Origin of the sequence: Alcaligenes sp. HNGD-HTN06 (genome assembly GCF_049932565.1) — a bacterium.
GTDB classification, from domain to species: Bacteria; Pseudomonadota; Gammaproteobacteria; order Burkholderiales; family Burkholderiaceae_B; genus Alcaligenes; species Alcaligenes ammonioxydans.
Genome location: NZ_CP187782.1, coordinates 2,865,999 through 2,890,256, shown reverse-complemented (window position 1 = coordinate 2,890,256; position 24,258 = coordinate 2,865,999). Strand labels below are relative to the sequence as shown.

Genomic DNA, 24,258 nt, shown 5'->3' with positions numbered 1-24,258 from the left:
TTATTGGATGCGCGGCAAAGACCAGGTGCTGATCACTTGGGCTACTGCCGGGCCACCGTTGGCCGGCTCCAGCAGCACATCGCCCGCACAGGTGCGGCCTGTCTTATGAATTCGGGCATGAGCCAGAATGTCGCCCGGTGGGGCCTTGCGCAGGAAGTTGATGGTCAGGCTGGAGGTAACGGCATCTGGATTGCCGGTCGCGCCCACCACAGCGGCATACAAAGCCAGGTCCGCCAGCCCCATCAGCATGGGGCCTGCCACCATGCCTCCCATGCGTTGGTGGGCGTTGCGCTCAGGCAAACGCAAACTGGCATTGTCATGACCAATATGCACCACATCAATTCCCAGAACGGCGGCAAAAGGATGGAGACGCTCTAGAAGATCACGAAACTGGACAATATCGATTTTAGGCTCGGGTGCAGAATGTGTGCGGGTCATGACGTCGTCACTGAAAAGAGGGCCGTTGTAAGAAAGGCATACTGGCTGGTACTGTATCAGATCGTCCTGCGTATCGGGGTAGTTCGACACCTGTGCCAATAGAGCAGGACCAATTCTAAACAATCACAAAGAAGCGAGGAGCATCATGAAACGCAGCATTGTTGTTCTGGCCTTGGGTTTGCTGGCATCGACCGGCACGGTGATGGCGCAAGGGCACGACGGGCACGGTCATGGCAAGTCTGAGCCGGTACGCGCTTTAAGCACTCAGGTACATGCCAGCCAATGTTGGGTGCGCCTGCTGCCCAAGCCCACCCCTTCGGCCGCCTATCTGGAGTTGGAGAACAAGGGTGAGCAGTCCGTCGCCGTGACAGGAGCCAGCTCACTGTCCTTTGGGCATGTGATGCTGCATCAAACTCGCGAGAACCAGGGCATGGCGCGCATGTCTCATGTCTCCGAGGTGCAGATCCCGGCGGGCGGAACAGTGAGCCTGAAGCCGGGGGCTTTCCATGTGATGCTGGGTCAGGCCAAAGAGGATTTGGCCTTGGGCGAGCACATCATCTTGAGTTTGCATTTGTCGGACGATACTCAGGTTCAGGCCGAGTGCGAGTTGCGTCCTGCCAAGACACAGGAGTATTAAACGCATTGAACGTTTGCCTGGAGACAGGGAGCTGGTCGCGGCATGCGGCCAGTTTTCCATTGGGCTTCAGGCCTGCAGCGCGTCCAGCACCGCTTGGTTGAAGGCTTTGGGATTAGCCAGATTCATGCCGTGGGCGGCCAGCGGGATGCGGTGCATCTGGTCTTCGCGTCGGTGCTGACGAATGATGTCCATGCAATGGTGGTAGCGCGTGGGGCTATTTTCGCCCGTGATGAAGCTCAGGGGCGCATCCAGCTGCTTGAGCCATTCCAGTTCCGGACCTTGATGGGGCTCTTGCTGCTGATCCAGCATGGTGTGGGCGTTGTCCTGAATCATCTCGCGGAACCAGCGCGTCATTTGCTTCCATGTCCCTGAGCCATTAACCGTATCCACAAACAGAGCCATGGCGCCATCACGGTCGCCCTGTTCCAGGCGTTTGGCCACCTGCTGGAACAAGGGAGCGTACGAATACGCACCAGGAGTCGGAAAGCCGGGGTCGGCCAAGGTCAGGCTGGCCACTTGCTCGGGCATCCTTTGAGCCAGCAGCAGGGCTACATGCCCCCCGCGAGAGTGCCCCACGATATGCACTTTCTCATCAGGAATATGCTGATCCAGCAGGGCCTGCAGGTCCTGTGCGTGTCGCGCCGTGCTGAAGTTGCCGGGGCTGGGCACACCCGGCCAATAAGAGCGCAGACTGGGAGCCAGAACCCGGCGCTGAGCGGCAAAAGCGGGAATCTGCCAGCGCCAGTAGCGCCAATCGCACAGGGAACCGTGAATGAGCAAAACGGGCGCACCCTGGCCCTGATCGACGAAAGTGTGGCGATAGCCTTGGACGGTCAGTTCAAGCGTGGAGAAATCGGCAAAAGGGTCTGTCATGGCAAGCAATCGTTAGCAGGCAGGGCTAATGCCTGAAAAAACAGACCGGGTCTGAACCCGGTCCGTATGGCTTTACGCGCTGGGAGGACTATTCCAGCAGCTTCAGGCGGCTGCGGGCCGTCTCGGCTGCTTCCGATTGTGGATAGTCTTTCACAATGCGCTGTAACGTGGTCTTGGCGCCGCTCAGGTCGTTCAGCTCAATCTGACTGGAGGCCGTGACCATCAGAGCATCGGCAGCGCGGGGGCTTTGGGGCGAAGCCTTCACAAAAGCCTGCAGCTTCTGGATGGAGGTTTTAAAGCTCTTGATGGCGTACAGGCTGCTGCCTTCGTAAAAGCGAACCTCGTCTGCCAGAACGCTGGTGGGGTAGGCGGCGAGAAAGCTGGCAAAGGCATCCGCGGCAGGTTTGTATTGACCTGCCCGGTAGGCATCCATGGCGCTATCGAATACGGCTTGTTCTTGTGGGTCAGCGGCTTGCGGGCTTTGGGGGCCCGGAGCGGCAGTAGTGTTCTGACCCTGGGTGCTGGCTTGCCAGCTCAGTTTCTCGACCTGACCGCGCAGAGTCACTACCTCGGAGCGCAGCATATCAATTTGATCGGCCAATTGCAGACGAGCCTGGGTGTTTTGCTCGTTCATCTGACGAATTTGCTGCCGCAGCTCCAAAATGGCGCGTCGGGCCTCGTCATCGGCAAAGGCCTTGGCCGGCAGGCTGGCAAACAGGGCGGCCGTCGCCAGCAGAGCGACGGTAGCGAGACGAAAGGGCTTTTTATAAGCGTGCATAGTGAAGTCCGTTAAAAAATGTGCATCCGCAGTGCGCAGGCTCCCTGCCTGCAGGGCTCCCCACTGTGGGGGCTGTCATCCTGGGGCTTTGCGCCGGCCTGGCGAGCCCGGTGTCCAGCATAACGAATTTTCAGTGGCTCGGGCATGCTGCCGATAAAAAACGCCGCGGCGTTAACTACCGCCACGGCGTCGGAACCACTTGGTCGATGCAGAGATTATCGTTGGTAAACGATGTCTGCGCGACGGTTTTCAGCGTAATCAGCTTCGGTGTTACCCAAGGCTTTTGGACGCTCTTTACCAAAGCTCACTGCTTCGATCTGGCTGTTGCTCACGCCCAGCAGACCCAGCATGCGTGCAACGGCGTCGGAACGACGCTGTCCCAGAGCCAAGTTGTACTCGGCACCGCCACGCGCGTCGGTATTACCTTCGATGCGCACGGTTTGCTGAGGATGGCTGCTCAGGTACGAAGCGTGCATTTCCACCAGGCTACGGTACTGCTCGTTAACGACGTAGCTGTCGTAATCAAAGTACACCGAGCGCTGTTGTGCCAGTGGGCTTTGAGGGTTGAATGGGTCCATGATCTGGCCTGCGCTGGCAGAGTCCGATCCAGTACCGCCGGTTGAACCGGAGCCAGATTGATCCAGAGGAACCGAGCTGCAAGCAGCAAGGGCAGCAGCCATAACGGCGAGGGAAAGACTTTTAAGAATGCGCGAGCTCATTTGAATTCCTTTTGAAAAAGAGTCACACAGGATGTCAGTTGGTAAATGGTCCCCAGGTGGGTTCGCGTACTTTGCCATTCAAAGACGAGAGGGTCTGACGAACGCGACCGTCCACGGATGTCACAGCTAGGACACTGCGGCCCCCCTGAACAGAACTATATAAGATCTGCATCCCATTAGGGGCGAAACTCGGAGACTGATCGTCGGGACCTGTCGTCAGCAGTTGCTCTGCTCCTGATGCCATATCTTGAATGGCAATTCGGAAAGCACCGTTTCTGCGTGTGACGTATACAAGCCTAGTACCGTCTGCAGAGACCTCCGGTGAAATATTGTAACTCCCGTTGAAGGTTATGCGTTGCGCATCGTCACCACCCAGACTCACTTTGTAAATGTTCGGAGCGCCACCACGATCGCTCACAAATACAAGGGAGTTGCCATCGGGCATAAAACTCGGTTCAGTATCGATCAGAGGTGAACGCATCACGCGACGCAGGCCCGAACCGTCTGCATTTATCGTGTAAATCTGCGAAATACCGTCTCTGGAGAGCACAACAGCAAGCTGATTGCCGTTTGGCGACCAGGCAGGGCTACTGTTATTCCCCTTGAAATTAGCCAGTGGCTCACGATGACCGGTGGCCAAGGTTTGCACATATACAACAGGTTTGTCGTTTTCGAAGCTCACATAAGCCAGTTTTTTCCCGTCTGGAGACCAGGCGGGAGAGATGATTGAGTGTCGAGAACGCAACATTACCTGCGGATTTTGGCCGTCAGCGTCAGCAATTTGTAACTCGTAATTGTTGCCTGTTTGCAACACATAGGCGAGGCGGGTCGAAAAAACGCCCCGTACGCCCGTAATTTTTTCATAGATCCGGTCTGCAATTTGATGGGAAATGCGGCGCAGTTCTTTCTCGCTGCCCGCAAACGCCACACCATCGAGCTGGGTCTGGCGGACCGAATCCACCAGGCGATAGCTGACGGAATATTGGCCGCCGGCTTGAGTGACCGAGCCATAGGCCAGATAGTCGGCACCACGATTGCGCCACTCGTCGTAAGCAATGGTGCTTTCCGCATTCAAGGCAGCACCGGTGGCATTGATCAATTGGAATTGACCCGAACGAGTCAGGTCGGCGCGGATCACTTCGGCCACGGATTGGCTGGCAGGGTTGTCAGCAAAATCGGCGATCGCGATGGGGTACTGGGTAGCACCCACACCCGATATATCAACCCGCAGTTGGGCCTGGGCCGGTTGGCTGGCGAACATGCCAGCAGCCAGGGCAAACGCTCCGGTGGCCGTGGCGCGCCAATGACGACCTAAGGTCGCCAGGGCAGGGGTAGCGGCGGTCATTATGCAATCTCCTGATTAATCGAACATGCGGTATTCGCCATCAATATACGATGGATACTGCCCGCTAGGCGGTTTGGGGAAAGGGCTGCAACGGGCAAGACCCTTGGATACGGCATCATCGAACTGCGCGATGCCGGACGATCGTTTGATTTGAACGCGATTGGGCGTGCCATCGGCGTTCAGGTCCACGCGATACAGCAGTGCGGGGTTGCCGCGTACTTCAGAGCGGGGCGGGGTGCTGTAGACCACGCCGGGCTGCACGCAGGCGCGCACCTTGGCAGCGTAGCCACCATCACCACCGCCGCCACCGGCCTGATTGCGGTCTGCGGTACCACCGGGGCGGCCAGGAGCGCCTTCGCGCATGGCGCGACGGAAGGCTTCTTCCTTGGCCTTGCGTTCAGCATCTGCCTTGGCTTTGGCAGCAGCCTGCGCACGGGCCTTGCGTTCAGCCTCGGCTTTGGCTTTGGCTTCAGCGTCTGCCTTGGCCTTGGCCTCGGCTTCTGCTTTGGCTTTACGCTCGGCTTCTGCTTTGGCCTTGCGCTCGGCCTCAGCCTTGGCTTTGGCCTCAGCTTCCGCTTTTTCCTTGCGTTCCTGCTCCTGCTTTTCCTTCTGCTCGCGCTCACGACGTTCCGCTGCCAGCTTTTCCTGGCGTTGCTTTTCCTGTCGCTCCTGCTCCAGTTTTTCCTCACGCTCTTTTTTCTCGCGCTCCTTGCGAGCCTGTTCCAAAGCGATCTCAGGATCTACTTCGGGTTCGGCTGGAGGAGTGACCTTGGCAGGCTCGGGAGGTAGTTTGGGCGCCGGAGGCGGCTCGGGTATTGGCTCGGGCTTGGGTTCAGGCGCTGGCTCAGGCTCGGGTTCGGGCTGCAGCTCGGCTTCGGCCTCAGGAGCTTGCGGGTCGGCATTGACGGCTGCATCAGGCGCAACACCGTCCATCCACAATTCGACCTGGACCGCATTGGGTGTTTTGGGCGCAGAAAAAAAGGCGCCGGCAAAAATGGCGAGCAGCAACAGCCCGTGCAGACCCAGGGCGATGAGCAGGCCGCGCCGATCTTCCTTTTGCTCAGGCGAGCGCAGCGCCTGATTGCGGGTATTGCGTGTTCTGTGCTTCATTCAGTTCAGGTTTTTCGCGCCGGATGGCGAACACGCTATCCGGCCAGAGATTATTTGCGAGCGTCAGGATCGCTGTTGCGATCGACGATCAGACCCAGGCGGTTGATGCCATTGGAGCGCAGTTCATCCATCAAGCCCATGACGGTCTCGTAGGGAACCTTGCCGTCGGCGGCAATGACAACCGGGCTGTCGGCTTGCATGCGCGAGCGCACTTCACTGAGCAATGTGGACTTTTCGATGTTCATGAACTCGGAGCCCGCATCGCGCAAGCGTATGGCCAGCTTGCCGTCCTTATCAACCTGAATCTCCACGGGTTTGGCAGGCACTTCGGAGGCTTGGCCAACCGAGGGTAGCTCTACCAGGCCGGGGGTAATCATGGGAGCGGTAACCATGAAGATCACCAGCAGCACCAGCATCACGTCGATATAAGGGACGACGTTGATTTCGTTTTTCATGCGCCGGCCATGACGGCCGGTGCTTCCACGCATCGATGGCATCAGTTCACCTGCCGCTGCAAGATGTTCAGGAATTCGTCGATAAAGCTGTCAAAGCGGATCGAGATACGATCGAGCTCATTGGTAAAGCGGTTGTAGGCCACCACGGCAGGGATGGCAGCAAACAGGCCAATCGCTGTGGCGATCAGCGCTTCGGCAATACCGGGTGCCACCGAGGCCAGCGTGGCCTGCTGCATGCCCGACAGGCCGATAAAAGCGTGCATGATCCCCCAGACGGTGCCCAGCAAGCCAATGTAGGGGCTGACCGAGCCGGCAGAGGCCAGAAAGTTAAGGTGTGTCTCCAGCGTATCCATTTCGCGCTGGTAGCTGGCGCGCATGGCACGACGTGGTCCGTCCAGCAGCGCCGGGCCTGAGCTGTGGCTGCGACGCGCCTTGATGAATTCGGTCATGCCGGCTTCAAAAATACGAGCCAGGGCGCCATGTTCGGCACGTCGCGAGGAAATGGATTGCTGAAGCACGGCCAGATCGCCACCGGCCCAGAAGTCGTCCTCGAAACGGCGGGTCTGTTCCAGCGTGCGTTTAAGTGCAGCCCTTTTGCTGAAAATATAGGCCCACGAGAGAATCGAAATTCCCAGCAGGATCAGCATGACAAGCTGAACGGGAATACTGGCATCGAGAAGTAGCGAAATCAGCGACAGGTCGCTAGTAGCTTGCATGGTCAGTCCTGAACCTTTTCCAAGAGGGTACGTAAATCAGAGTCCAGCTTGCTTGGACGAAGCGTGTTGGCGTCAACGCAAACAATTTGGATGGTGCTTTGGCATAACAGTTCCCCACCTCGCAGGGCACCTTGTTCGAAATGGATGGTAGCCGAACCCAGCTGGGTAATGCGGCTGCGCACCGAGATCAAATCATCGAGCCGGGCAGGTTTGAGATATTGTATTTCAACCTTCTTGACTACGAACAGGCGTTGATTCTGCTCGGCCACATCCGATTGGTTTACTCCCAGGTTTCTGAGCCACTCCGTGCGCGCACGCTCGAAGAACTTCAGGTAATTGGCGTAATACACAATCCCGCCGGCATCGGTGTCCTCGTAATATACGCGAATATCAAGCCGAGCCTGGGTGTCCCACTTGTCATTAAGCATGTCGTTCGTAAAAGAATTTATGTTGACGGGCAGGGCAGGCTGCGTGCCTGCCCTGCTGGAAGTCCTTACAGTGTTGCCAGACGCTCCACGCTGACCTGAGCAATCTGCTCGACCGGGACGTGGGTGCTGCTGGCGTCACGGCGTGCCTGCATTTCAACCACGCCTTCTTTCAGGCCCCGCTCGCCGATGGTAATGCGCAAGGGCACGCCAATCAGCTCCCAGTCGGCAAACATGATGCCGGGGCGGGCATCGCGGTCGTCCAGAATGACATCCACGCCCTGTTCCTTGAGCTGCTTGTACAGGTCGGTAGCAGTCTGGCGCACGGCATCGCTCTTGGTAAAGCCAATCGGGCAGATCACCACTTCAAAGGGGGCCAGGGCGCGAGGCCAGATCATGCCGCGTTCATCATGGTTTTGCTCGATGGCAGCGGCGGCAATGCGGCTGACGCCAATGCCATAACAGCCCATTTGCATGACAGCCGGTTTACCATCCGTTTCCAAAAAGGTGGCGTTCAGCTTCTTGGAGTACACATCACCCAGGAAGAAAACGTGGCCCACTTCGATACCGCGCTGGATGGCCAGCTTGCCGCCTTCGGGGGCAGGGTCGCCGTGCACCACGTTGCGCAGGTCCGCCGTGATGGGTTCGGGCAGATCGCGTCCCCAGTTCACACCCGTGTAGTGAAAGCCTTCTTCGTTAGCGCCACACACAAAGTCGCTCATGTTGGCGACGGTCAGGTCGGCGATCACTTGCACAGGCTGGCGCGTGCCGATGGGGCCCAGATAGCCAGGCTTGCAGCCAAAAGTGGACACAATTTCCTCTTCCGTTGCCAGACGGTGGCCTTTTTCAAAGCCAGCCAGCTTGGAGACCTTGATATCGTTGACTTCATGGTCGCCGCGAACCAGCAGCAGGTGGACTGTTGTTTTGGTCTGTCCGTCTTCTTCGACCTCTGTGGCCAGCACCACGGACTTGACGGTGGCGGTCAGATCCAGCCCCAGTTGCTGGGCAACCAGCTCGCATTTGGGTGCGTCGGGGGTGGCTGTCTTGACCAGCGCCTGTCCAGGTGCGGCGCGTTCGGCCAGCAGGCAAGGAGCAGGGGCCAGTTCGATATTGGCAGCGTAGTCCGTGTCGGGGTTGTAGACCAGCAAGTCCTCGCCCGTGTCAGCAATAACCTGGAATTCATGGCTGCGCGAGCCGCCAATGGAGCCCGTGTCAGCGGCCACAGCACGGAAATTCAGGCCCAGACGACCGAAAATGCGCATGTAGGTTGCGTACATATTGTCGTAGCTGGCCTGCGCGTCCTCGGCGTTGCGGTCAAAGGAGTAGGCGTCCTTCATGGTGAATTCGCGGCCGCGCATCAAGCCAAAGCGGGGACGACGCTCGTCACGGAACTTGGTTTGAATGTGGTAGAAATTGACGGGCAACTGGCGCCAGCTGTGAATCTCGTTGCGCGCAATGTCGGTGATGACTTCTTCGGAGGTGGGCTGCAGCACGAAATCGCGCTGATGACGATCCTTGATGCGCAGCAGTTCGTCACCATATTTCTCCCATCGGCCCGACTCTACCCAGAGCTCGGCAGGCTGGACCACAGGCATCAGCAGCTCAATGGCGCCGGAGCGGTCCATTTCCTGACGGATGATGTTTTCAATCTTGCGCAAGACGCGCAGGCCCATGGGCATATAGGTGTAGATGCCGCCGGCCGCTTTGCGGATCATGCCGGCGCGCGTCATGAGCTGGTGGCTGGCAACTTCGGCCTCGGTAGGCGCTTCTTTCAGGGTATTAATGTGATACTGGCTAGCATGCATGGTAGGGAACTCGTCAGGTACGTATAATCAGATCTAATTGTATTGAATTCGTTAGAGGTGGCCTATGTTAGATCGTGAAGGCTACCGTCCTAATGTCGGAATTATCCTCGTTAATCGCAAGAACGAGGTTTTTTGGGGCAAGCGTATTCGGGAACATGCCTGGCAGTTCCCGCAAGGCGGTATCAAATACGGTGAAACACCCGTACAGGCGATGTACCGCGAACTGCACGAAGAAGTGGGCTTGCTGCCTGAGCATATCCGTATATTAGGCCGGACGCGAGATTGGCTTCGCTACAACGTGCCCAATCATTTTGTACGTCGGGAGGCGCGTGGCCACTACAAGGGCCAGAAACAAATCTGGTTCTTGTTGCGGCTGGTCGGGCGAGACAGTGATGTCTGCCTGCGTTCCTCTTCGACGCCGGAGTTTGATGCATGGCGTTGGAGTCAGTATTGGGTGCCACTTGATTCAGTCATTGAGTTCAAGCGGGAAGTCTATCAGCAAGCGCTGAACGAGCTGTCGGATATTTTGTTCCGTCGGCGTCAGGAGAATCGTTATTTACGTCAGCGCCCACAAAGCGCAGTGGATGCCGATACCGTAGATAGCAGGGATCATGCGCATATTATTGGTTGAAGATGAGCGGGAAATGGCCGCATGGCTGGAGCGGGCCTTGGCGCAAAGTGGTTTTTTGCCCGATCCCGCTCACGATGCCCGCTCGGCAGAAGTACTGTTGGCCGCCCATGACTACGATGCCGTGGTCATGGACTTGCGCCTGCCTGATAAACATGGCTTGGTGCTATTGCGCGAGATGCGCGAGCGCGGCGATCACACGCCTGTGTTGATCCTGACCGCTCAGGGCGCCTTGCAGGACCGTGTCCGCGGCCTGAATCTGGGCGCAGACGATTTTCTTACCAAGCCCTTTGCCCTGGAAGAGCTTGAAGCCCGGCTGGCCGCTTTGGTGCGACGCAGCCGGGGGCGCGTGGCTCCGGTGCTCAGTTGCGGTTCGCTGGAATACAACCCGGAAAGTCGGGCCTTCCTGCTGGACAACGCCATTGTGCATTTGACGCCGCGTGAACACGCGGCCTTGCTGGTGCTGATCAGCCGCTCGGGCATGCCGGTTGAGAAATCTCAGCTGTTCGCCCGGGTGTTCGAGCATGACAGCGACGCCAGCCCGGACGCCATCGAAGTTGTCCTGCACCGCTTGCGCAAGAAGCTGGCCAATAGCGATGTGCATATTGTCACCGTGCGCGGCCTGGGCTATATGCTGGAAGTGCTTGAGGCGGAATCCGGCGTTTCATGACGGCCCCTTCCTCGCCCCCCGCCACTGTCTGGCAAGGCAGTTTGCGCTTTTGGCTGCTGGTATTGCTCATACCAGGGGTGGTGGCCCTGTTGTTGTACGACAGCTGGGAAGATTATCGGGCCATGAACGCCGTCACGGAAAACGTCTACGACAGCGCCTTGCTGGAGCCGGCCAAGGTCCTTGAGACCAGCGTGGAATTTAATGCGGATGGCAGTTTGCGCATTGACCCGCCTTTTTATGCCCAGGTCATGCTGGAGTCCCGGCCGGGCAATCGTAAATACTTTCGGGTGGAGGAAGTGATTCCCCTGGTGCGTAATCTGGGTGGCGCGGATGCCACGCAGTTAAAAGGGCGTACCTTGCTGGGGATGGAGGGCTTGCCCCGGCCATCGTATCTGGCCGATCACGAAGGTGTGCCTGTTTTCTACGATTCCTACTTTCGTAATGACACCGTGCGTATGGTGGCCTTGTGGCGCGACTTGCACTATAAGGGCCAACACCGGCAAGTGCTGGTGATGGTGGGCGAGAGCATGGATTTGCGTTTGCGTACCCAGCAGGAGGCCTGGCGAGAGGGCATTTTCCGCAATCTGCGCATGTTGCTGTTTGCCGTGCTGCTGGTGTGGTTCGCGGTAGCCTGGGCCCTGCGCCCCTTACAGGCTCTGCGTCAGGAGGTGCGCAATCGCAGTGTGGACGATTTGCAGCCTCTGGATGAGCGAGACGTGCCGCGAGAGGTTGTTCCTTTGGTCCGCTCGGTCAATCACCATATCGAGTTGTACCGTTCCGTGTTGGATAGGCAGGCCCAGTTTCTGGCGGACGCCTCACACCAGTTACGCACTCCCCTGGCGATTATTCATACCCAGGCGCAGTATGCCCGCCGTGAACCGGACATCGAACGAGTGCGTGAGTCCTTGGGGGCGATTATCAAACAGCTGGGGCAGGCCACTCGTCTTACCGAGCAATTATTGGCTCTGGCTCATGCCAGCCACACGACCAGCATGAGCCAGGGGCCGGTTGATCTGGCCAGCCTGGGGCGTGAAGTGGTGCTGCAATATCTGCCTCTGGCGCGCGAGCACCGTCAGGATCTGGGGTGGATCGGGCCGGGTGAGGAAGGCGAACAGGCGCCGTTGTGGGTCTATGCCAGCGATGCTGAGATTCATGAATCCGTCTCCAATCTGATTCATAACGCCATCAATCATGCCGGCAGTGGCAGCGCCATTACCGTATCAGCCGGACATGACGACAAACTGGCGTGGATCAGTGTGACTGACAATGGCATGGGCTTGGCCGCCAGCCTGCGTGAAAGCGTGTTTGTTCGCTTTGATCGGGGCGGCCCGGCACGCAAGGGTGGGCGCGGCTCAGGTTCCGGCCTGGGGCTGGCCATTGCGCTTGCCTATGCCGAGCGCAATGGCGGTACGATTGTGCTGACCGATGGCGAGCCCAACGATATGGGCGGCTATGGGTTGAAGGCAACACTTCGTCTGCCTTTGCTGCCACCGAACTCCCCTGCGTCAGGATCAAGCACTTGATTTCCCTAAAGCGCAGGATTACCCCGCATCACGAGAGTGGGCCAGCAAAGTGAACAGGGCCGAAATGTCCAGATTCTGATGGCCTTGTGCTGCAATCTTGGCAAACTGCTCCTGAATCAATCGGGTAGCAGGCAACTGGGCCCCATTGCGCAGCGCCTCCTGCGCAACCAGGTCCAGGTCCTTCAACATCCAGTTCACGGTAAAGCCGGGTTGGAAGTCTCGGGCCAGCATGGTTGGTCCCTTGGTGTCCATTTGCCAGCTCCGGGCGGCGCCCTTGCTCAGGACGGACAGCGCCCGTTCCATATCCAGCCCGGCCTGTTCACCAAACGCCATGGCTTCGGCCAGTCCTTGCAGCAGGCCGACCACCGCAATCTGGTTCACCATCTTGCACAACTGTCCCGAGCCTGTAGGCCCCATCAGGGTGCAGGCCTGGGCGTAGCTCATCATCAAGGGGCGGGCTCGCTCCATATCCTTTTCCTGCCCACCACACATGATACTGAGCATGCCTTTTTGAGCGCCCGCCTGCCCGCCCGAAATAGGGGCATCGATAAACGAGACATGCTGGTCGGCGGCTATCGCGCTTAGTTCCCGGGCCACCTGGGCGGAGGCCGTCGTGTGGTCTATGAACAGACTGCCTGCTTTCATGCCGGCCAGCGCACCATCGGGGCCCAGAAAGACAGCGCGCAAGTCATCGTCGTTGCCCACGCAGGCCATCACCACCTGCGCTTGAGCTGCTGCCTGTGCAGGGGTGCAGGCCCATTCTTGCTGGAACTGCGTGCTCCACTGTTGCGCCCTGGCCTGATTGCGGTTGTACACCGTCACCTGATGTCCCGCTTGGGCCAGATGTCCCGCCATCGGGTAACCCATGACACCCAGACCGATGAAAGTCACTTTTTGCGGGGTGACGCTGTCATAGTGTTTAGCTTCAATGGCGTAACTCACCGTGTCGATCTCCTTAAGAATCATTCTGTCAGACGGAGAGCTTAACGCAGCTTTTCGGACCAGATCGTTGTACCGGCAAATACCCGGCAACGCGTTTGGCGCTTGACGCCGTCAGCCCCCTCATGTTCTAAACCAGTCATAGATCTGTAATAAATGGGATTAGCCTTTCTGAATTATGATGGGCCCACATTATTTCCTAGCTAATTAACCGGAATGTGAACCTTATGACCACTTTCGATCGTCGTCGTTTCTTGAAGCTGGCTGGTGCTACTGGACTGGCGTCTATGGGTACCTCTTTGCCATGGGCGGCGTGGGCGGCAGACGCCGCCGTCCTGGAAAAAGCGAAGGCCCAGGGCGAAGCTGTTTTTTACGCCAATATCACGGCGGTAGAGCCCATCATGAAGGCGCTGCAGCAGTCGCAGGGCATTGAAGGCAAGTACACCCGTATTGCCAGTTCCAAATTCATTCCCACGATTCTGACCGAGTTCAACGCTGGCAAGCTGATGGCCGACGTGGTCCAGGCTCCCCTGCCCATGCTGCAACTGCTCAAAGAGCAGGGCGTGCTGATCCCGCATCAGTCCGAAGCCGTACAAGGCTATCCCGAATGGGCAATCCAAGACGATTCGATTATCCAGTTTGGCATCGAATATGTGTCTTATATCTATAATACGGACCACCTCAAAGCCGAGGACGCTCCGCAGCGCTACGAAGATCTGGCCGATCCCAAATGGAAAGACAAGATTGTGATGGCTAACCCCTCCAATCACCCCTCCACGATTGGCTGGCTGATTGGCTTGAAAGAAAAGGTGTTTAGCAGCGAAGAGCAATGGCTGGACTTTCTCAAAGGCCTGGCGGCCAACAAGCCCATGTTCGTGGCCTCATTTGGGCCTACGCCTGCGCCGATTGAAAGTGGTGAGAAGTTGGTCGCCATTTCCATGCCCAAGTACATCGTGACCAAATCACCAGCGCCCTTGGCCTGGGGCCCCATGTCGGGTCAACCTCTGTTGGGTTCGCCCCGTGCTATCGCCTTGACCAAGAACGCACCGCATCCTGATGCCGCCCGCGTTTTCCTGGATTTCTGGCTGGGCAATGAAGCCATGGGTATTTTGGCCAACAAGGTCGGTGAGTACGTGCTGGCTCCTGGGGTGCATCCGCCGGTAGCGGGTATTGATAAAGCCAAGGTCGAGCCGATTCGCGACCTGAGTGACGAAGAACTGGTCCGTTGGGGCCGCGAATTCAGCCGCATCTTTGCCGTTCGCTAATCGACAGCACGAGAACGACTGATTCATCAGAAAAAACGGGGCGCCTCGGCGCCTCGCCTCATTTTTATAGAAAACATTGACTCATTATGCAAATTGAAATTACCGGCCTGAGCAAGACCTATGTCTCAGAGGGCAAAACCTTCAAAGCTTTGGACAATATCAACCTGACGATTCCCGCTAATGAGTTTTTCACACTGTTAGGACCGAGCGGCTGCGGTAAAACCACGCTGCTACGGTGCATTGTCGGCCTGGAAACACCCGACGAGGGTGAAATCCGCATTGGCGACGAGATCGTCTGGTCCAGCGCCAAAAATATTGCTGTACCGGTGGAAAAGCGCGGTCTGGGCATGGTGTTCCAGACTTATGCCATCTGGCCCCACATGACGGTGTTCGACAATATTGCTTATCCGCTGCAAGTGCGTGGCGAACGCAAAGAGGTGATTCGGGAAAAAGTGGCGAATATCCTGAAGTTTGTGCAGCTGGAAGGGGTGGACCAGCGTTCCGCCACGCGGCTGTCGGGCGGGCAGCAACAGCGCGTGGCCCTGGCGCGAGCCTTGGTGGCCGAGCCTAAAGTCATTCTGTTTGACGAGCCGCTCAGTAACCTGGATGCCAAGCTGCGTGAAGAAACGCGCAAGGAACTGCGCGAGTTCCTGAGCCGTCTGGACATTACGGCTGTGTATGTGACGCACGACCGTGTAGAGGCCCTGGCCTTGTCCAACTCCATTGCGGTGATGCGTGGCGGCAAGATTCTGGAAATCGGTACGCCAGAAAAAATCTACTTCGATGCCGACCACCGGTTTGTGGCGGACTTTATTGGTCGAGCCAATCAGATCAGTGCCAAGGTGCTGGAGCAGCGCGTTGATGCCACTATCGTGGGATGCGAGCTGGGGCAACTGCATTGCAAGAAACGTGATTTGCTAGTGGGCACTGACGTCACCCTGTGTATTCGTCCTGAATTCATTCGTGTCAGCAGCCAGTCCAGCGAGATGGGACAAAACTTGTTCCATGGCCAGGTTCAGGCGCTGGAGTTTGTAGGCGAGTCCTACGAGGCCGAGGTTCGGGTGGGCAAGGAACAGTTGCTGGTATGCATCGACCCGGATGTCAAGGTGAAGGAGGGCGACACCGTGCGCTTTAACCTGCGCCCTGAACACTGCATGCTGTTGTCGGCATAAGGGCGGGTCATCATGAATAACACGCGCAGACCATTGAGTTGGTCGCTTATTCTCATTGTCGGCTTTTTGACGTTGTGTCCGGTTCTGATGTTGCTGCTGGGCAGTTTCTCTCAGGGGCTGACCGCCTTTGGTTCTTTCACCACGGCCAAGTATGTGGCCGCTTATACCGATCCCTTCTTGCTGGAAGTCACCTTCAATACGGTGGTCTTTGTCCTGGGGTCCTCGCTGTTTTCTACCGCGTTGGCGGTTTTTCTGGCTTATCTGAACACCCGTACCAACATGCCCATGAAAGGGGTGTTCACCGTGCTGTCCATCGTGCCCATGATGATTCCGCACCTCTTGTTCTCGGTAAGCTGGGCACTGTTGCTCAATCCGTCCAACGGTTTGATCAATATGTTCCTGCAAGACACACTGGGCTTGCAGGAGGCGCCACTGAACATCTATTCGTTGTGGGGAATGATTCTGGTCGAAGGCCTGTTGAACATGCCGGTGGCCTATCTGATTATTGCCCCTGCCATGGCCTCTTTTGACGTGTCCATGGAGGAATCCTCACGCGTCTTCGGGGGCGGTCTGTGGCGTACTCTGGTGCGCATTACCTTGCCGATTCTGCGTCCAGCCATCATGGCTGCCTTCATTTTGGCGATTGTGCGCGCTCTGGCTTCTTATGCGGTGCCCCGAGTGCTGGGTACGCCAGGTCGGGTAGATGTGCTGGCGACCTATCTGTTCGAGATGATCTCGACGGGCTTCGCGCCGGATTACGGCAAGGCGGCTGCCTTGGGCATGAGCGTGCTGTCAGCCTCGATTGCCCTGATCGCGCTGTACCGCTACATGACGGCAGAAAGCAGCAAGTATGTGACCATTTCCAGTCGCGGTTTCAAGCCGACTCAACTGGAGCTGCGTCGCGCCAAAATCCCCCTGTTCATCATTGTGGGCATTATCAGCCTGCTGATGGTGGTTTTGCCAGTGACGGTTCTGCTCTATACCTCCATGATTCCTTACTCCATGGTGCCTAGTGCGCGAGCCTTCTCCCTGATGAGCTGGGCGAACTGGATTGATGTCATTCAGGACCCGATCTCCAAGGTGGCGATGAAAAACAGTCTGTTCCTGGCGGTGGTCGGCGCCAGTCTGGGTGTGCTGCTGTCGCTTTTTGTGGCCTACGTGGTGGTCAAGTTGCGAACCCGAGCCGCAGCACTGCTGGATACCCTGAGCTTCCTGTCGTTTTCTTTTCCGGGAATTGTGATCGGTATTGGCTTTATGTGGTTCTTTGTGCAGACGCCCTTGTACGCCACGCTGACCGCCTTGCTGCTGGCATATATCGCCGCTTATCTGCCTTACGGTATCCGGCCTTTATCAGCCGCCTTTGTACAGGTGCATGCGCACCTGGAAGAGTCTTCAGCCGTGGCCGGAGCCAGCTCCTGGACCACCATGCGTCGCATCATCATTCCTTTGCTGATTCCCGGCGTGGTCTCTGCCTGGATCTTGATGGCAACCATGTTTATCCGTGAGTTGACGGTATCGGTGGTGCTGTCCCGCCCGGGCACGGAAGTGCTGGCTGTGCAAGTGCTGAGCTATGCCGAGGACGGTTTGTGGGGCAAGCTCTCGGCGTTGGGGATCATCATGATTTTGATCTCCACCGTGCTGGTGCTGTTGGCCATGTACATCGGTAATTTCTACAAGCGCCGTCAAGGCACCATGTAAGCCTTACGCGGGTGGTTTATCTAATGGCCTGGGTTTCGAGAGGGACTCAGGCCATTGTTGTTTGGAGCCAGGCAGTCTTTTTTTGTCTTTCTGTGGCGCTATGCTTGTTGTGAGAGGGGTGTTGTCTGGCGTCTCTGGATGATTCCGGCCTGCCCTCGGTATGTTGTTGCGCGGTGCGCTTAAGCGGTGCACGCGTGCAGGCGGTGTTGCTCGTCTGGCAGCGAATTGAAGGGGGCTGGATTGCTCAAGTGCCGGGCAGAGCGCTCGGCGCGAGCCTTGCTGCTTCTCCGGCCCCAGGCTGGGACGACGAGCTGCGGCAAGACAGACGGCGGCATGATAGCTCGCCTGCCTTGTTCCTTGGCGAGAGGGCGGGCTCACTCTGGTCCAGATATTTTTCCCTCTTGTTGGGCGCCTTGGAGAAAAGCTGACGGGCAAGAAAAAAGGCCTGATTCCGTGGAGAGAGGGAATCGGGCCTTGGTTTTTTTCTTGCCCTGTGTGAGCACGGAAACGTGTTCACACAGAGCGGGTATTGCCTGTTGTTTAGTCTTCTTCCACGAAGGTTTCTTCGCGTTTTTTCTTCACGGATGGCAGGGCAACCACAATAACCAGGAAGATCGCCAGAACCAGCAGGGACAGGGACAGGGGACGCGTCACGAAGGTGGTGTAATCACCGCGCGACAGCAGCAGGGCGCGACGGAAATTCTCCTCCATCATCGGTCCCAGCACCAGACCCAGCAGCAACGGGGCTCCCTCGCAGCGCAGCTTGGACCAGACATAGCCCACAAAGCCGAAGGCGGCGGTGACCAGGATATCGAACACGTTGTAGTTCAGCGAATACACCCCCACCGTACAAAATACCAGGATGGCAGGGAACAACAGACGGTAGGGCACTTTGAGCAGTTTCACCCACAGACCAACCAGAGGCAGGTTCAGAATGACCAGCATCAGGTTGCCAATCCACATGGAAGCGATCAGGCCCCAGAACAGCTCAGGGTGGCTGGTCATCACTTGCGGACCAGGCTGAATGTTGTGAATGGTCATTGCACCAATCATCAGAGCCGTCACGGCGTTACCGGGTATACCCAGTGTGAGCAGCGGGATGAAGGAGGTTTGAGCAGCGGCGTTGTTGGCCGACTCGGGACCGGCCAGACCGGCAGGGTGACCCTTGCCAAAGCGCTCCGGGTTTTTGGAAATTTTCTTCTCCAGCGTGTAGGACGCAAAGGAGGACAGAACCGCACCGCCACCGGGCAAGATGCCCAGACACGAGCCCATCGCAGTCCCGCGAATGACGGCAGGCCAGCACTCTTTGAACTCTTGTTTATTGGGGTACAGGCTGCCTACCTTGCCCGTGATTTCGACACGTTGGTCGCCCAGCTCCAGGTTGTTCATGATTTCTGAGAAACCAAACACACCCATGGCCACCACGGCAAAGTCGATACCGTCTTGCAACTCAGGAATACCAAAGTCGTAACGAGCTACACCGGAGTTCACATCGGTACCAACCATGCCCAGCAGCAGGCCCAGCAGGATCATGCAGATGGCTTTGGGCAGGGAGCCGGAGGCCAGTACGACCGCTCCTACCAGGCCGAGGACCATTAATGAGAAATACTCTGCCGGTCCGAACTTGAAAGCCACTTCGGCCAGGGGAGGAGCAAAAGCGGCCAGCAGCACCGTCGCCACGCAACCGGCAAAGAACGAGCCCAGGGCCGCAATCGCCAAGGCCGCGCCGGCCCGGCCATTACGCGCCATCTGGTGGCCATCCAGTACGGTGACCACGGCGGATGTCTCTCCTGGCAGCGCAACCAGAATGGCCGTGGTGGACCCGCCATATTGTGCCCCGTAATAAATACCGGCCAACATGATCAGGCCAGCCACGGGCGGCAGGACATAAGTGATGGGCAGCAGCATGGCAATCGTTGGCACAGGGCCGATGCCAGGCAAGACACCAATCAGGGTGCCCAGCACGCAGCCGAGCAATGCGTAGGCCAGGTTTTCGGGCGTCACCGCGACCGAAAAACCGAGCATCAGGTTGTCAAATAATTCCATTTCCGTTCACCCCCAATCAGGCCAGAAAACTCGGCCACAAGGGAAATACCAATCCCAGGCCCTTGATGAATGCCAGCCAGACAAATAGCACCAGAAACACGGCTGCGCCCAGCGCCACAGGCCAGCTGAACTCATGGCTGGCAAAGCTGCTGATCAGAACAAGCAGGAAAATCGAGGCGTAGACCCCCAAGGTGTTCAGAGTCAGTCCGCACAGGACAACGGCGCCGATGATAACGACGACCACTTTCCAGTTAAACTTCTCTACCTCCGTGTTTTCCGCTTTGGGAGACATGGAGTTCAAGGTGACAACCGCCCCTAACAAGCTCAGGCACACACCAAGCCAGAAGGGGAAGTAGCCGGGTCCCATACGGGCGGCTGTTCCCATCGAGTAGCTGGTGGCCCCCAGCGCGAAAGCGGCGCCCACGACCACGAACATGACCCCGGACCAGAAGTCCTGTTTATTTTTGATTTGCATAAGGTGGATTCTCCTTGTCTGCCTTGCGCATAAGTTTTCCTTTTTCCTGTGTCAGCTTCTTTATGATGGAGTTCTGCTCCACAACCCTGCCGGTGCCGACTGCATTGAACAGGGGTGACGCATGGTAATGGAGCACTTGCAGACTGAAAACCCTGACTTGACCCTAGTTTTTAAGGGTTTTCCCGGTAATTCCGGAAAATTAGGGTTTTTTGGGACCGTGTTGGGAGAGGGTTGGCATGCTTTGAAAGAAATTTGAAAGGTAATGGAAAGATGGGTGAAAGGTTATCATTAGTATGAAATTCCTCTACCCAGTAACGCTAGCAATGGTTTACGATAAGGCCCATGTTGCAAGATCTCGACTTTCTCGCTGACCGTATTGGTCAACTGGTAGAGCAATCTCGTCAGCTACACGCTGAACGCGCTCAATTATTGGCTCGTCTGAAAACTCAGGATGCCGAGCTGGACGCCCTGCGCCAGCAAAATCGGCGTCAGCAAGACGAGTTTGAGTCCCTGTCCACCGGTGTTGCCTCGCATCAACGTCAATTGGATGTGGTGCAGCAACAGGCGCAAGCCGAACAGGCAGAATTGAAAAGATTGCTGGAGCAGGAACAGGCTCAGGTGCTCGCCCTGCGTCGCGAGCTGGACAGTGCTCGGGCAGGAATGGGAGTGCTGCGTGATGTGGCAGGACAGGCCCGTGACCAGATTGGTTCGATCCTGATGCGTTTACCCGGGGCCGTACAGGAGTAAGTCATGGAACGAGTCGATATTTCCCTGTTGGGCCGCGATTACTCTTTGGCCTGCCCACCCTCTGAAAAAGCCCGTTTGCTCGATGCGGTTAAACTGGTAGATCAGCGCATGCAGGCCATCAAGGCATCGGGGCGTGTTTCAGGTAGCGAGCGTATTGCTGTTATGGCCGCTATTCAGATCGCCAGCGAATTTTTATCGGCTAAAGCACCTGATGGTCCGCTGGCTAATGTTGCTTTTGGCGATTTCAAGCGTAAAATTGAAGATATGCACGCGATGATTGATGATGTTATCGAGCCTTCGGGCACATTGCGTTGAACCAGATTTGAATACGGTCCCTTGTTGTCCCTTGCGGGCCGTTTCATCCCAGTAAGTCCCTGCCGTGTTCGTGACACGACCATACATTCCTTGAACCAATGCTTTTGGCATACAGGTTGTTGGATTAGCCAGTAGGAGCGATCGTCCTCGTCGACGAACCCGAAGCTGGCTTGATGACAGCCGATCTTGGACCCTCGGTTCCAGGATGCCGGTCTTGACGGCAATGGTGGGGCACCTATAAAAAAGCCCGTCCAGATTCTGGACGGGCTTTTTCTTGTCTCGGATCAGCCTGGCTAGTTACGGTTTACCCCTGTTGGGCGCCCCGTTTGCTGGCGTAGGCGTACAAGGCTAGTCCGGCCACAATCATCGGCAGGGATAACCATTGCCCCATCGACAGACCCGCACTGAGCAGACCCAGATAGCCATCAGGCTCGCGGGTGTATTCCACCATGAAGCGAAAGAAACCGTAGCCGATCAGAAATAGAGCGCTGGTCTGGCCTACCGCACGTGGGCGGCGTGTGAACCACCACAGCAGGATAAATAGGGCGATGCCTTCCAGGGCCATTTCATAGAGCTGTGAAGGATGGCGCGGGATGGTGTCCACTTGGGGAAAGATCATGGCCCAGGGCGCGTCGCTGGGGCGACCCCACAACTCCCCGTTGATAAAGTTGCCCAAACGTCCAACCGCCAGTCCCAGCGGAATCAAAGGGGCCAGAAAGTCGCTGACTTCCAGAAAACGTCGGTGACGATTGCGGGCAAATAGCGCGATCGTGACCAGCACCCCGATCAGACCGCCATGAAAGGACATGCCGCCTTGCCAGACATACAAAATTTCAAGAGGGTGTGACAGGTAATAGGCTGGTTGATAAAACAGCGTATAGCCCAGCCGACCGCCCAGCACCACCCCTAGAACGCAGTAAAAAATCAGGTCTTCCAGATCTTTTCGGGTGAGCAAAGCGTAGCCCGCACGAATGCGCGCCGTACCGGCCAGCCACACCAGGCCAAAGCCGACTAGATACATCAAGCCATACCAATGAATGGCAAGGGGGCCAAGTTGTATGGCGACGGGATCGAACTGCGGGTGAATTAACATGCGTGCCCATTACAGAGATGAATATCAGATAATAGCGTGACTGCGAGCTCAGGCATGAGCTGGGTAAATTGTAAGGGAAGGATCATGCTGCATTCAGCCTCTTGGACCAGCCGTTTACCATTAGTAGTTTTTTGTGGATTGCTGATCTTTAATCCGCCCGCAAAGGCTGATACGGTAGCGCTGATGGATCTCGTGCAGGCGCAGTGCTTGTCCTGTCATCAGATGGATCGTAAACGGGTTGGCCCTCCTTTTCGGGAGATTGCCCGACGTTATGCGCCAGGGCCAGGGCCAGGGCCAGGGCAAGAAACCCTGGCTTATTTGCAGCGACAGATTCAACAGGGCAGCCGGGGTAACTGGGGAGCGATTCCCATGCCTGCTCAAAATCGCATCAGCGCCGACCAAGCGCAAGCTATTGCAGTCTGGCTGCTGAGTTTAGCCAATACGACGTCAAAGGAGAGTTCATGAAGGAAACAGCCATATTGGGCGGTGGATGTTTTTGGTGCACGGAAGGAGTCTTTAAAGCCTTGCAGGGTGTGCATTCTGTGGTGCCGGGGTACTGTGGCGGCCACGTAGAGCATCCCACCTATGAACAGGTGTGTGGCAAACAAACCGGCCATATTGAAGTGGTTAAAGTTGAGTTCGACCCTTCTGTCATTTCCTACCGGGACTTGCTGGAAGTGTTTTTCCTGACTCACGACCCAACCACCCCCGATCGTCAGGGAGCAGACCAAGGGCCGCAGTATGCCTCTGCCATTTTTTGCCAGAACGACGAGCAGCGTCGCCAGGCCTTTGAGGCCATTGAGGAAATCAAGTCCCAGTTTGATGCACCCATCGTGACGCATGTTCTGGACAGCTCCACGTTCTGGGAAGCCGAGGCCTATCATCACGACTATTTTGCGCGCAACCCCGAGCAGGCTTATTGCCAGATGGTGATTGCGCCCAAGCTCAAAAAGTTTTATCAGCGCTTTCAAGACCTGCTGGTCAAAAGTTAAGCATCCGGGCAAGAACTGGTCGGAGCCAGGTAGCGCCTGTACAGGGCGCTGCCTGGCAAGGTCAGGCGTGCCATCAGGCCGATAATCAACAAAGTCAGGACAAGCCGGCCGACCAGCGCAATCCAGATATTGGCACCCAAAGCTAGAATGAGAATGGTGTCTTCAATCAGGGAGTGGCTAAGTGATAGCCACGAGAGCGCGAGCAAACGGGTGCGCGGGCTATAGTTCTGTTGGCGGGACTCGTCGATAATCAAGGCGCCGCCATAACTCAGGCCCAGCAAGACCCCGATCGTTGTCGTGGGAGCGACGCGTTCCTCCAGTCCCGAAAAGCGTAATAAGGGAAGCAGGAGCCGGGTCAGCAAGCGGGTAAAGCCGATTTTTTCCAGAACCGACAGTACCAAAAGCAAGCCGAGAATAATCAGCCAAGTCATGAATAGAGAGCTGGCCGTTCCTTGCAGCCAGTCCATCCAGCCTTGCCAGCCACCCTGTGTGGCATTGGATTGGCCATAAAGCCAGGCCAGGGAAACAGGCTCCTGCAAGAGTCCGGCGTTGCTCAGGCCCCAGGACAGGACACAGCCATAGAGCAAGGCGCAGGCAATGCGCAGCCCGGCGGTGAACCAGAAGCTGGCCCCGGCGCGGCGCACAATGGCCTGTTCCATGGGCATATTGTGCGCAAACAGCATCATGGTGCCCAGGACGCTGATCTGGGCGGCGTTCAGACTCAAGCTGTCGCCCAAGGCGGCCATGGAGCCTATTCCTGCGTAAATGCCGGCCAATGCCGTCGTGGCCCACACAATACCGGCCTCGGCAGGCAGTCCAGCCAGCCCCATGATCGGGCCGATCAGCTTTCCGGCTTGCTCAATCAAGCCCCATTGCGCCGCGACGCGCACGACAATCATGATGGGCAGCATGATTCGGGCGACGGTATAGAACATGCGCAAGCTGCGGCTAAGGGTAGTGCTAAGGAAGTTCAGCATGAGTAGATACATCGTCAGGGCGGGAACGAGCCTGATGCTAGCACGTCAACGGGGTGGCCCTGTCGCGCTGTGTCGCCTGCTTAACTATGGCACCCGGCAGCAGATCTGTTTATTTACATGCCGTCATGGGGAAAGCGCAACGTCATGTGGACAATAAAAAGCCCCCAAGGGTGAAAGCTGTGGCAGCCTGCATTACGGCTGTCTGCTTTTCATCCCATCAGGGGGCGTGTCAAGCCAGTGGACTGGATTGTTTAACGGCCCGAGCAGTGGCCACCGCTGGCGGCTTGACCGCTACCCCAGGCAATGGGGGCGGGTTCGGGACGGTAGGGGTAGTCTTGCAGGCTGTCCATTACAACTAAAACGACGACGAGCAGCCAGAAGCTACTGGTAATAAGGCGGAAAGTAGTTTTGCTCATG

Annotated in this window: 27 protein-coding genes and 1 other RNA gene; 12 read left to right on the top strand and 16 right to left on the bottom strand. The window is 57.1% G+C overall.

The features are described from left to right. Entirely contained in the window at positions 1 to 438 is a 438-nt protein-coding gene (locus ACOZ42_RS13285) for a PaaI family thioesterase (RefSeq protein WP_426345249.1), read from the bottom strand. 145 nt (positions 439 to 583) lie between these two features. On the opposite strand from ACOZ42_RS13285, the gene ACOZ42_RS13280 reads away from it, so the two are divergent. Next, positions 584 to 1,075, top strand: a complete 492-nt coding sequence (locus tag ACOZ42_RS13280) for a copper chaperone PCu(A)C (RefSeq protein WP_426345248.1) — start codon at positions 584 to 586, stop codon at positions 1,073 to 1,075. A 66-nt stretch (positions 1,076 to 1,141) separates the two neighbouring features. Here ACOZ42_RS13280 and ACOZ42_RS13275 read toward each other — a convergent pair whose 3' ends face one another. From ACOZ42_RS13275 to ACOZ42_RS13235, 9 genes are all read right to left on the bottom strand, one after another. Beyond that, positions 1,142 to 1,948 carry an alpha/beta fold hydrolase gene (locus ACOZ42_RS13275; RefSeq protein WP_426345247.1) on the bottom strand — a complete coding sequence of 269 codons (807 nt, stop codon included), beginning with the start codon at positions 1,946 to 1,948 and terminating at the stop codon, positions 1,142 to 1,144. Positions 1,949 to 2,036: 88 nt separating this feature from the next. Then, positions 2,037 to 2,726, bottom strand: a complete 690-nt coding sequence (gene ybgF / locus ACOZ42_RS13270; RefSeq protein WP_003802286.1) for a tol-pal system protein YbgF — start codon at positions 2,724 to 2,726, stop codon at positions 2,037 to 2,039. Between the two features lie 215 nt (positions 2,727 to 2,941). Next, positions 2,942 to 3,445 (bottom strand): peptidoglycan-associated lipoprotein Pal, encoded by a 504-nt coding sequence (pal, locus tag ACOZ42_RS13265; RefSeq protein WP_240209496.1) that lies wholly within the window; start codon positions 3,443 to 3,445, stop codon positions 2,942 to 2,944. A 34-nt stretch (positions 3,446 to 3,479) separates the two neighbouring features. Next, on the bottom strand, positions 3,480 to 4,790 hold the full coding sequence (gene tolB / locus ACOZ42_RS13260) for a Tol-Pal system beta propeller repeat protein TolB (RefSeq protein ID WP_420839043.1): 1,311 nt from the start codon (positions 4,788 to 4,790) through the stop codon (positions 3,480 to 3,482). A gap of 15 nt (positions 4,791 to 4,805) precedes the next feature. Beyond that, positions 4,806 to 5,900, bottom strand: coding sequence for a cell envelope integrity protein TolA (gene tolA / locus ACOZ42_RS13255; protein ID WP_426345246.1), 1,095 nt, complete (start codon positions 5,898 to 5,900; stop codon positions 4,806 to 4,808). Between the two features lie 50 nt (positions 5,901 to 5,950). Next, positions 5,951 to 6,397 carry a protein TolR gene (tolR, locus tag ACOZ42_RS13250; RefSeq protein WP_003805597.1) on the bottom strand — a complete coding sequence of 149 codons (447 nt, stop codon included), beginning with the start codon at positions 6,395 to 6,397 and terminating at the stop codon, positions 5,951 to 5,953. Next, entirely contained in the window at positions 6,397 to 7,071 is a 675-nt protein-coding gene (gene tolQ, locus ACOZ42_RS13245) for a protein TolQ (RefSeq protein ID WP_003805594.1), read from the bottom strand. Before tolQ ends, tolR begins: the two co-directional genes overlap by 1 nt. A 2-nt stretch (positions 7,072 to 7,073) precedes the next feature. Then, on the bottom strand, positions 7,074 to 7,499 hold the full coding sequence (ybgC, locus tag ACOZ42_RS13240) for a tol-pal system-associated acyl-CoA thioesterase (RefSeq protein ID WP_003805592.1): 426 nt from the start codon (positions 7,497 to 7,499) through the stop codon (positions 7,074 to 7,076). A gap of 65 nt (positions 7,500 to 7,564) precedes the next feature. Beyond that, positions 7,565 to 9,301 carry a proline--tRNA ligase gene (locus ACOZ42_RS13235; RefSeq protein ID WP_426345245.1) on the bottom strand — a complete coding sequence of 579 codons (1,737 nt, stop codon included), beginning with the start codon at positions 9,299 to 9,301 and terminating at the stop codon, positions 7,565 to 7,567. Between the two features lie 64 nt (positions 9,302 to 9,365). On the opposite strand from ACOZ42_RS13235, the gene ACOZ42_RS13230 reads away from it, so the two are divergent. The 3 genes from ACOZ42_RS13230 to ACOZ42_RS13220 are packed head-to-tail and all read left to right on the top strand — an operon-like array spanning position 9,366 to position 12,122. Then, positions 9,366 to 9,932 (top strand): RNA pyrophosphohydrolase, encoded by a 567-nt coding sequence (locus ACOZ42_RS13230; RefSeq protein ID WP_003805590.1) that lies wholly within the window; start codon positions 9,366 to 9,368, stop codon positions 9,930 to 9,932. Further along, positions 9,913 to 10,599, top strand: coding sequence for a response regulator (locus ACOZ42_RS13225; RefSeq protein ID WP_003805589.1), 687 nt, complete (start codon positions 9,913 to 9,915; stop codon positions 10,597 to 10,599). Before ACOZ42_RS13230 ends, ACOZ42_RS13225 begins: the two co-directional genes overlap by 20 nt. Next, the gene (locus tag ACOZ42_RS13220) at positions 10,596 to 12,122 is read left to right on the top strand and encodes a sensor histidine kinase (protein WP_003805588.1); all 1,527 of its coding nucleotides are present in this window, start codon (positions 10,596 to 10,598) and stop codon (positions 12,120 to 12,122) included. Before ACOZ42_RS13225 ends, ACOZ42_RS13220 begins: the two co-directional genes overlap by 4 nt. A gap of 18 nt (positions 12,123 to 12,140) precedes the next feature. Here the strand turns inward: ACOZ42_RS13220 and ACOZ42_RS13215 are convergent, their stop codons facing one another. Then, positions 12,141 to 13,088 carry an NAD(P)-dependent oxidoreductase gene (locus ACOZ42_RS13215; RefSeq protein WP_426345244.1) on the bottom strand — a complete coding sequence of 316 codons (948 nt, stop codon included), beginning with the start codon at positions 13,086 to 13,088 and terminating at the stop codon, positions 12,141 to 12,143. A gap of 200 nt (positions 13,089 to 13,288) precedes the next feature. Between ACOZ42_RS13215 and ACOZ42_RS13210 the strand changes: the two genes are divergently transcribed. The 3 genes from ACOZ42_RS13210 to ACOZ42_RS13200 all read left to right on the top strand — a co-directional run bounded on the left by ACOZ42_RS13210 (position 13,289) and on the right by ACOZ42_RS13200 (position 17,196). Next, on the top strand, positions 13,289 to 14,326 hold the full coding sequence (locus tag ACOZ42_RS13210) for an ABC transporter substrate-binding protein (protein WP_003805586.1): 1,038 nt from the start codon (positions 13,289 to 13,291) through the stop codon (positions 14,324 to 14,326). A gap of 86 nt (positions 14,327 to 14,412) precedes the next feature. Further along, positions 14,413 to 15,498 (top strand): ABC transporter ATP-binding protein, encoded by a 1,086-nt coding sequence (locus tag ACOZ42_RS13205; RefSeq protein ID WP_426345243.1) that lies wholly within the window; start codon positions 14,413 to 14,415, stop codon positions 15,496 to 15,498. 12 nt (positions 15,499 to 15,510) lie between these two features. Then, positions 15,511 to 17,196: an ABC transporter permease gene (locus tag ACOZ42_RS13200; protein ID WP_039944120.1), complete on the top strand. Its 1,686-nt coding sequence runs from the start codon at positions 15,511 to 15,513 to the stop codon at positions 17,194 to 17,196. A 540-nt stretch (positions 17,197 to 17,736) separates the two neighbouring features. On the opposite strand, the gene ACOZ42_RS13195 is transcribed toward ACOZ42_RS13200, so the two are convergent. Together ACOZ42_RS13195 and ACOZ42_RS13190 are read right to left on the bottom strand one after the other, a co-directional pair. Then, a complete protein-coding gene (locus tag ACOZ42_RS13195) occupies positions 17,737 to 19,242 on the bottom strand; it encodes a tripartite tricarboxylate transporter permease (RefSeq protein ID WP_336580150.1) in 1,506 nt (501 codons plus the stop codon). Positions 19,243 to 19,258: 16 nt separating this feature from the next. Continuing rightward, the gene (locus tag ACOZ42_RS13190) at positions 19,259 to 19,717 is read right to left on the bottom strand and encodes a tripartite tricarboxylate transporter TctB family protein (RefSeq protein WP_003805581.1); all 459 of its coding nucleotides are present in this window, start codon (positions 19,715 to 19,717) and stop codon (positions 19,259 to 19,261) included. Positions 19,718 to 20,059: 342 nt separating this feature from the next. Here ACOZ42_RS13190 and ACOZ42_RS13185 point away from each other — a divergent pair, with 342 nt between their 5' ends. From ACOZ42_RS13185 to ssrS, 3 genes are all read left to right on the top strand, one after another. Continuing rightward, positions 20,060 to 20,464: a hypothetical protein gene (locus ACOZ42_RS13185; RefSeq protein ID WP_003805579.1), complete on the top strand. Its 405-nt coding sequence runs from the start codon at positions 20,060 to 20,062 to the stop codon at positions 20,462 to 20,464. Positions 20,465 to 20,467: 3 nt separating this feature from the next. Then, positions 20,468 to 20,779, top strand: a complete 312-nt coding sequence (locus ACOZ42_RS13180; protein WP_003805576.1) for a cell division protein ZapA — start codon at positions 20,468 to 20,470, stop codon at positions 20,777 to 20,779. 53 nt (positions 20,780 to 20,832) lie between these two features. After that, a non-coding RNA gene (ssrS, locus tag ACOZ42_RS13175) (6S RNA) lies at positions 20,833 to 21,016 on the top strand. Positions 21,017 to 21,083: 67 nt separating this feature from the next. On the opposite strand, the gene lgt is transcribed toward ssrS, so the two are convergent. Next, positions 21,084 to 21,872, bottom strand: a complete 789-nt coding sequence (lgt, locus tag ACOZ42_RS13170; protein ID WP_039944118.1) for a prolipoprotein diacylglyceryl transferase — start codon at positions 21,870 to 21,872, stop codon at positions 21,084 to 21,086. Positions 21,873 to 21,956: 84 nt separating this feature from the next. Between lgt and ACOZ42_RS13165 the strand changes: the two genes are divergently transcribed. Together ACOZ42_RS13165 and msrA are read left to right on the top strand one after the other, a co-directional pair. After that, positions 21,957 to 22,337, top strand: coding sequence for a c-type cytochrome (locus tag ACOZ42_RS13165; RefSeq protein ID WP_426345242.1), 381 nt, complete (start codon positions 21,957 to 21,959; stop codon positions 22,335 to 22,337). Next, the gene (gene msrA, locus ACOZ42_RS13160; RefSeq protein WP_426345241.1) at positions 22,334 to 22,864 is read left to right on the top strand and encodes a peptide-methionine (S)-S-oxide reductase MsrA; all 531 of its coding nucleotides are present in this window, start codon (positions 22,334 to 22,336) and stop codon (positions 22,862 to 22,864) included. The genes ACOZ42_RS13165 and msrA overlap by 4 nt, the downstream gene beginning before the upstream one ends. On the opposite strand, the gene ACOZ42_RS13155 is transcribed toward msrA, so the two are convergent. Together ACOZ42_RS13155 and ACOZ42_RS13150 are read right to left on the bottom strand one after the other, a co-directional pair. Beyond that, positions 22,861 to 23,841: a hypothetical protein gene (locus tag ACOZ42_RS13155; protein WP_240209493.1), complete on the bottom strand. Its 981-nt coding sequence runs from the start codon at positions 23,839 to 23,841 to the stop codon at positions 22,861 to 22,863. The genes msrA and ACOZ42_RS13155 overlap by 4 nt on opposite strands. 251 nt (positions 23,842 to 24,092) lie before the next feature. Continuing rightward, positions 24,093 to 24,257 (bottom strand): hypothetical protein, encoded by a 165-nt coding sequence (locus ACOZ42_RS13150; RefSeq protein WP_162829370.1) that lies wholly within the window; start codon positions 24,255 to 24,257, stop codon positions 24,093 to 24,095. Position 24,258: the final 1 nt, after the last annotated feature.

What these genes read in the sequence shown, in the direction of transcription:
- ACOZ42_RS13180 (WP_003805576.1), top strand. Translation starts at nt 20,468, where the DNA reads ATGGAACGAGTCGATATTTCCCTGTTGGGCCGCGATTACTCTTTGGCC.
- lgt (WP_039944118.1), bottom strand. Translation starts at nt 21,872, where the DNA reads ATGTTAATTCACCCGCAGTTCGATCCCGTCGCCATACAACTTGGCCCC.
- ACOZ42_RS13225 (WP_003805589.1), top strand. Translation starts at nt 9,913, where the DNA reads ATGCGCATATTATTGGTTGAAGATGAGCGGGAAATGGCCGCATGGCTG.
- ACOZ42_RS13200 (WP_039944120.1), top strand. Translation starts at nt 15,511, where the DNA reads ATGAATAACACGCGCAGACCATTGAGTTGGTCGCTTATTCTCATTGTC.
- ACOZ42_RS13205 (WP_426345243.1), top strand. Translation starts at nt 14,413, where the DNA reads ATGCAAATTGAAATTACCGGCCTGAGCAAGACCTATGTCTCAGAGGGC.
- ACOZ42_RS13165 (WP_426345242.1), top strand. Translation starts at nt 21,957, where the DNA reads ATGCTGCATTCAGCCTCTTGGACCAGCCGTTTACCATTAGTAGTTTTT.
- tolQ (WP_003805594.1), bottom strand. Translation starts at nt 7,071, where the DNA reads ATGCAAGCTACTAGCGACCTGTCGCTGATTTCGCTACTTCTCGATGCC.
- ybgC (WP_003805592.1), bottom strand. Translation starts at nt 7,499, where the DNA reads ATGCTTAATGACAAGTGGGACACCCAGGCTCGGCTTGATATTCGCGTA.
- tolB (WP_420839043.1), bottom strand. Translation starts at nt 4,790, where the DNA reads ATGACCGCCGCTACCCCTGCCCTGGCGACCTTAGGTCGTCATTGGCGC.
- ACOZ42_RS13275 (WP_426345247.1), bottom strand. Translation starts at nt 1,948, where the DNA reads ATGACAGACCCTTTTGCCGATTTCTCCACGCTTGAACTGACCGTCCAA.
- ACOZ42_RS13285 (WP_426345249.1), bottom strand. Translation starts at nt 438, where the DNA reads ATGACCCGCACACATTCTGCACCCGAGCCTAAAATCGATATTGTCCAG.
- ybgF (WP_003802286.1), bottom strand. Translation starts at nt 2,726, where the DNA reads ATGCACGCTTATAAAAAGCCCTTTCGTCTCGCTACCGTCGCTCTGCTG.
- msrA (WP_426345241.1), top strand. Translation starts at nt 22,334, where the DNA reads ATGAAGGAAACAGCCATATTGGGCGGTGGATGTTTTTGGTGCACGGAA.
- tolA (WP_426345246.1), bottom strand. Translation starts at nt 5,900, where the DNA reads ATGAAGCACAGAACACGCAATACCCGCAATCAGGCGCTGCGCTCGCCT.
- ACOZ42_RS13150 (WP_162829370.1), bottom strand. Translation starts at nt 24,257, where the DNA reads ATGAGCAAAACTACTTTCCGCCTTATTACCAGTAGCTTCTGGCTGCTC.
- ACOZ42_RS13230 (WP_003805590.1), top strand. Translation starts at nt 9,366, where the DNA reads ATGTTAGATCGTGAAGGCTACCGTCCTAATGTCGGAATTATCCTCGTT.
- ACOZ42_RS13210 (WP_003805586.1), top strand. Translation starts at nt 13,289, where the DNA reads ATGACCACTTTCGATCGTCGTCGTTTCTTGAAGCTGGCTGGTGCTACT.
- ACOZ42_RS13235 (WP_426345245.1), bottom strand. Translation starts at nt 9,301, where the DNA reads ATGCATGCTAGCCAGTATCACATTAATACCCTGAAAGAAGCGCCTACC.
- ACOZ42_RS13155 (WP_240209493.1), bottom strand. Translation starts at nt 23,841, where the DNA reads ATGCTGAACTTCCTTAGCACTACCCTTAGCCGCAGCTTGCGCATGTTC.
- ACOZ42_RS13190 (WP_003805581.1), bottom strand. Translation starts at nt 19,717, where the DNA reads ATGCAAATCAAAAATAAACAGGACTTCTGGTCCGGGGTCATGTTCGTG.
- ACOZ42_RS13215 (WP_426345244.1), bottom strand. Translation starts at nt 13,088, where the DNA reads ATGATTCTTAAGGAGATCGACACGGTGAGTTACGCCATTGAAGCTAAA.
- pal (WP_240209496.1), bottom strand. Translation starts at nt 3,445, where the DNA reads ATGAGCTCGCGCATTCTTAAAAGTCTTTCCCTCGCCGTTATGGCTGCT.
- ACOZ42_RS13185 (WP_003805579.1), top strand. Translation starts at nt 20,060, where the DNA reads ATGTTGCAAGATCTCGACTTTCTCGCTGACCGTATTGGTCAACTGGTA.
- ACOZ42_RS13280 (WP_426345248.1), top strand. Translation starts at nt 584, where the DNA reads ATGAAACGCAGCATTGTTGTTCTGGCCTTGGGTTTGCTGGCATCGACC.
- tolR (WP_003805597.1), bottom strand. Translation starts at nt 6,397, where the DNA reads ATGCCATCGATGCGTGGAAGCACCGGCCGTCATGGCCGGCGCATGAAA.
- ACOZ42_RS13195 (WP_336580150.1), bottom strand. Translation starts at nt 19,242, where the DNA reads ATGGAATTATTTGACAACCTGATGCTCGGTTTTTCGGTCGCGGTGACG.
- ACOZ42_RS13220 (WP_003805588.1), top strand. Translation starts at nt 10,596, where the DNA reads ATGACGGCCCCTTCCTCGCCCCCCGCCACTGTCTGGCAAGGCAGTTTG.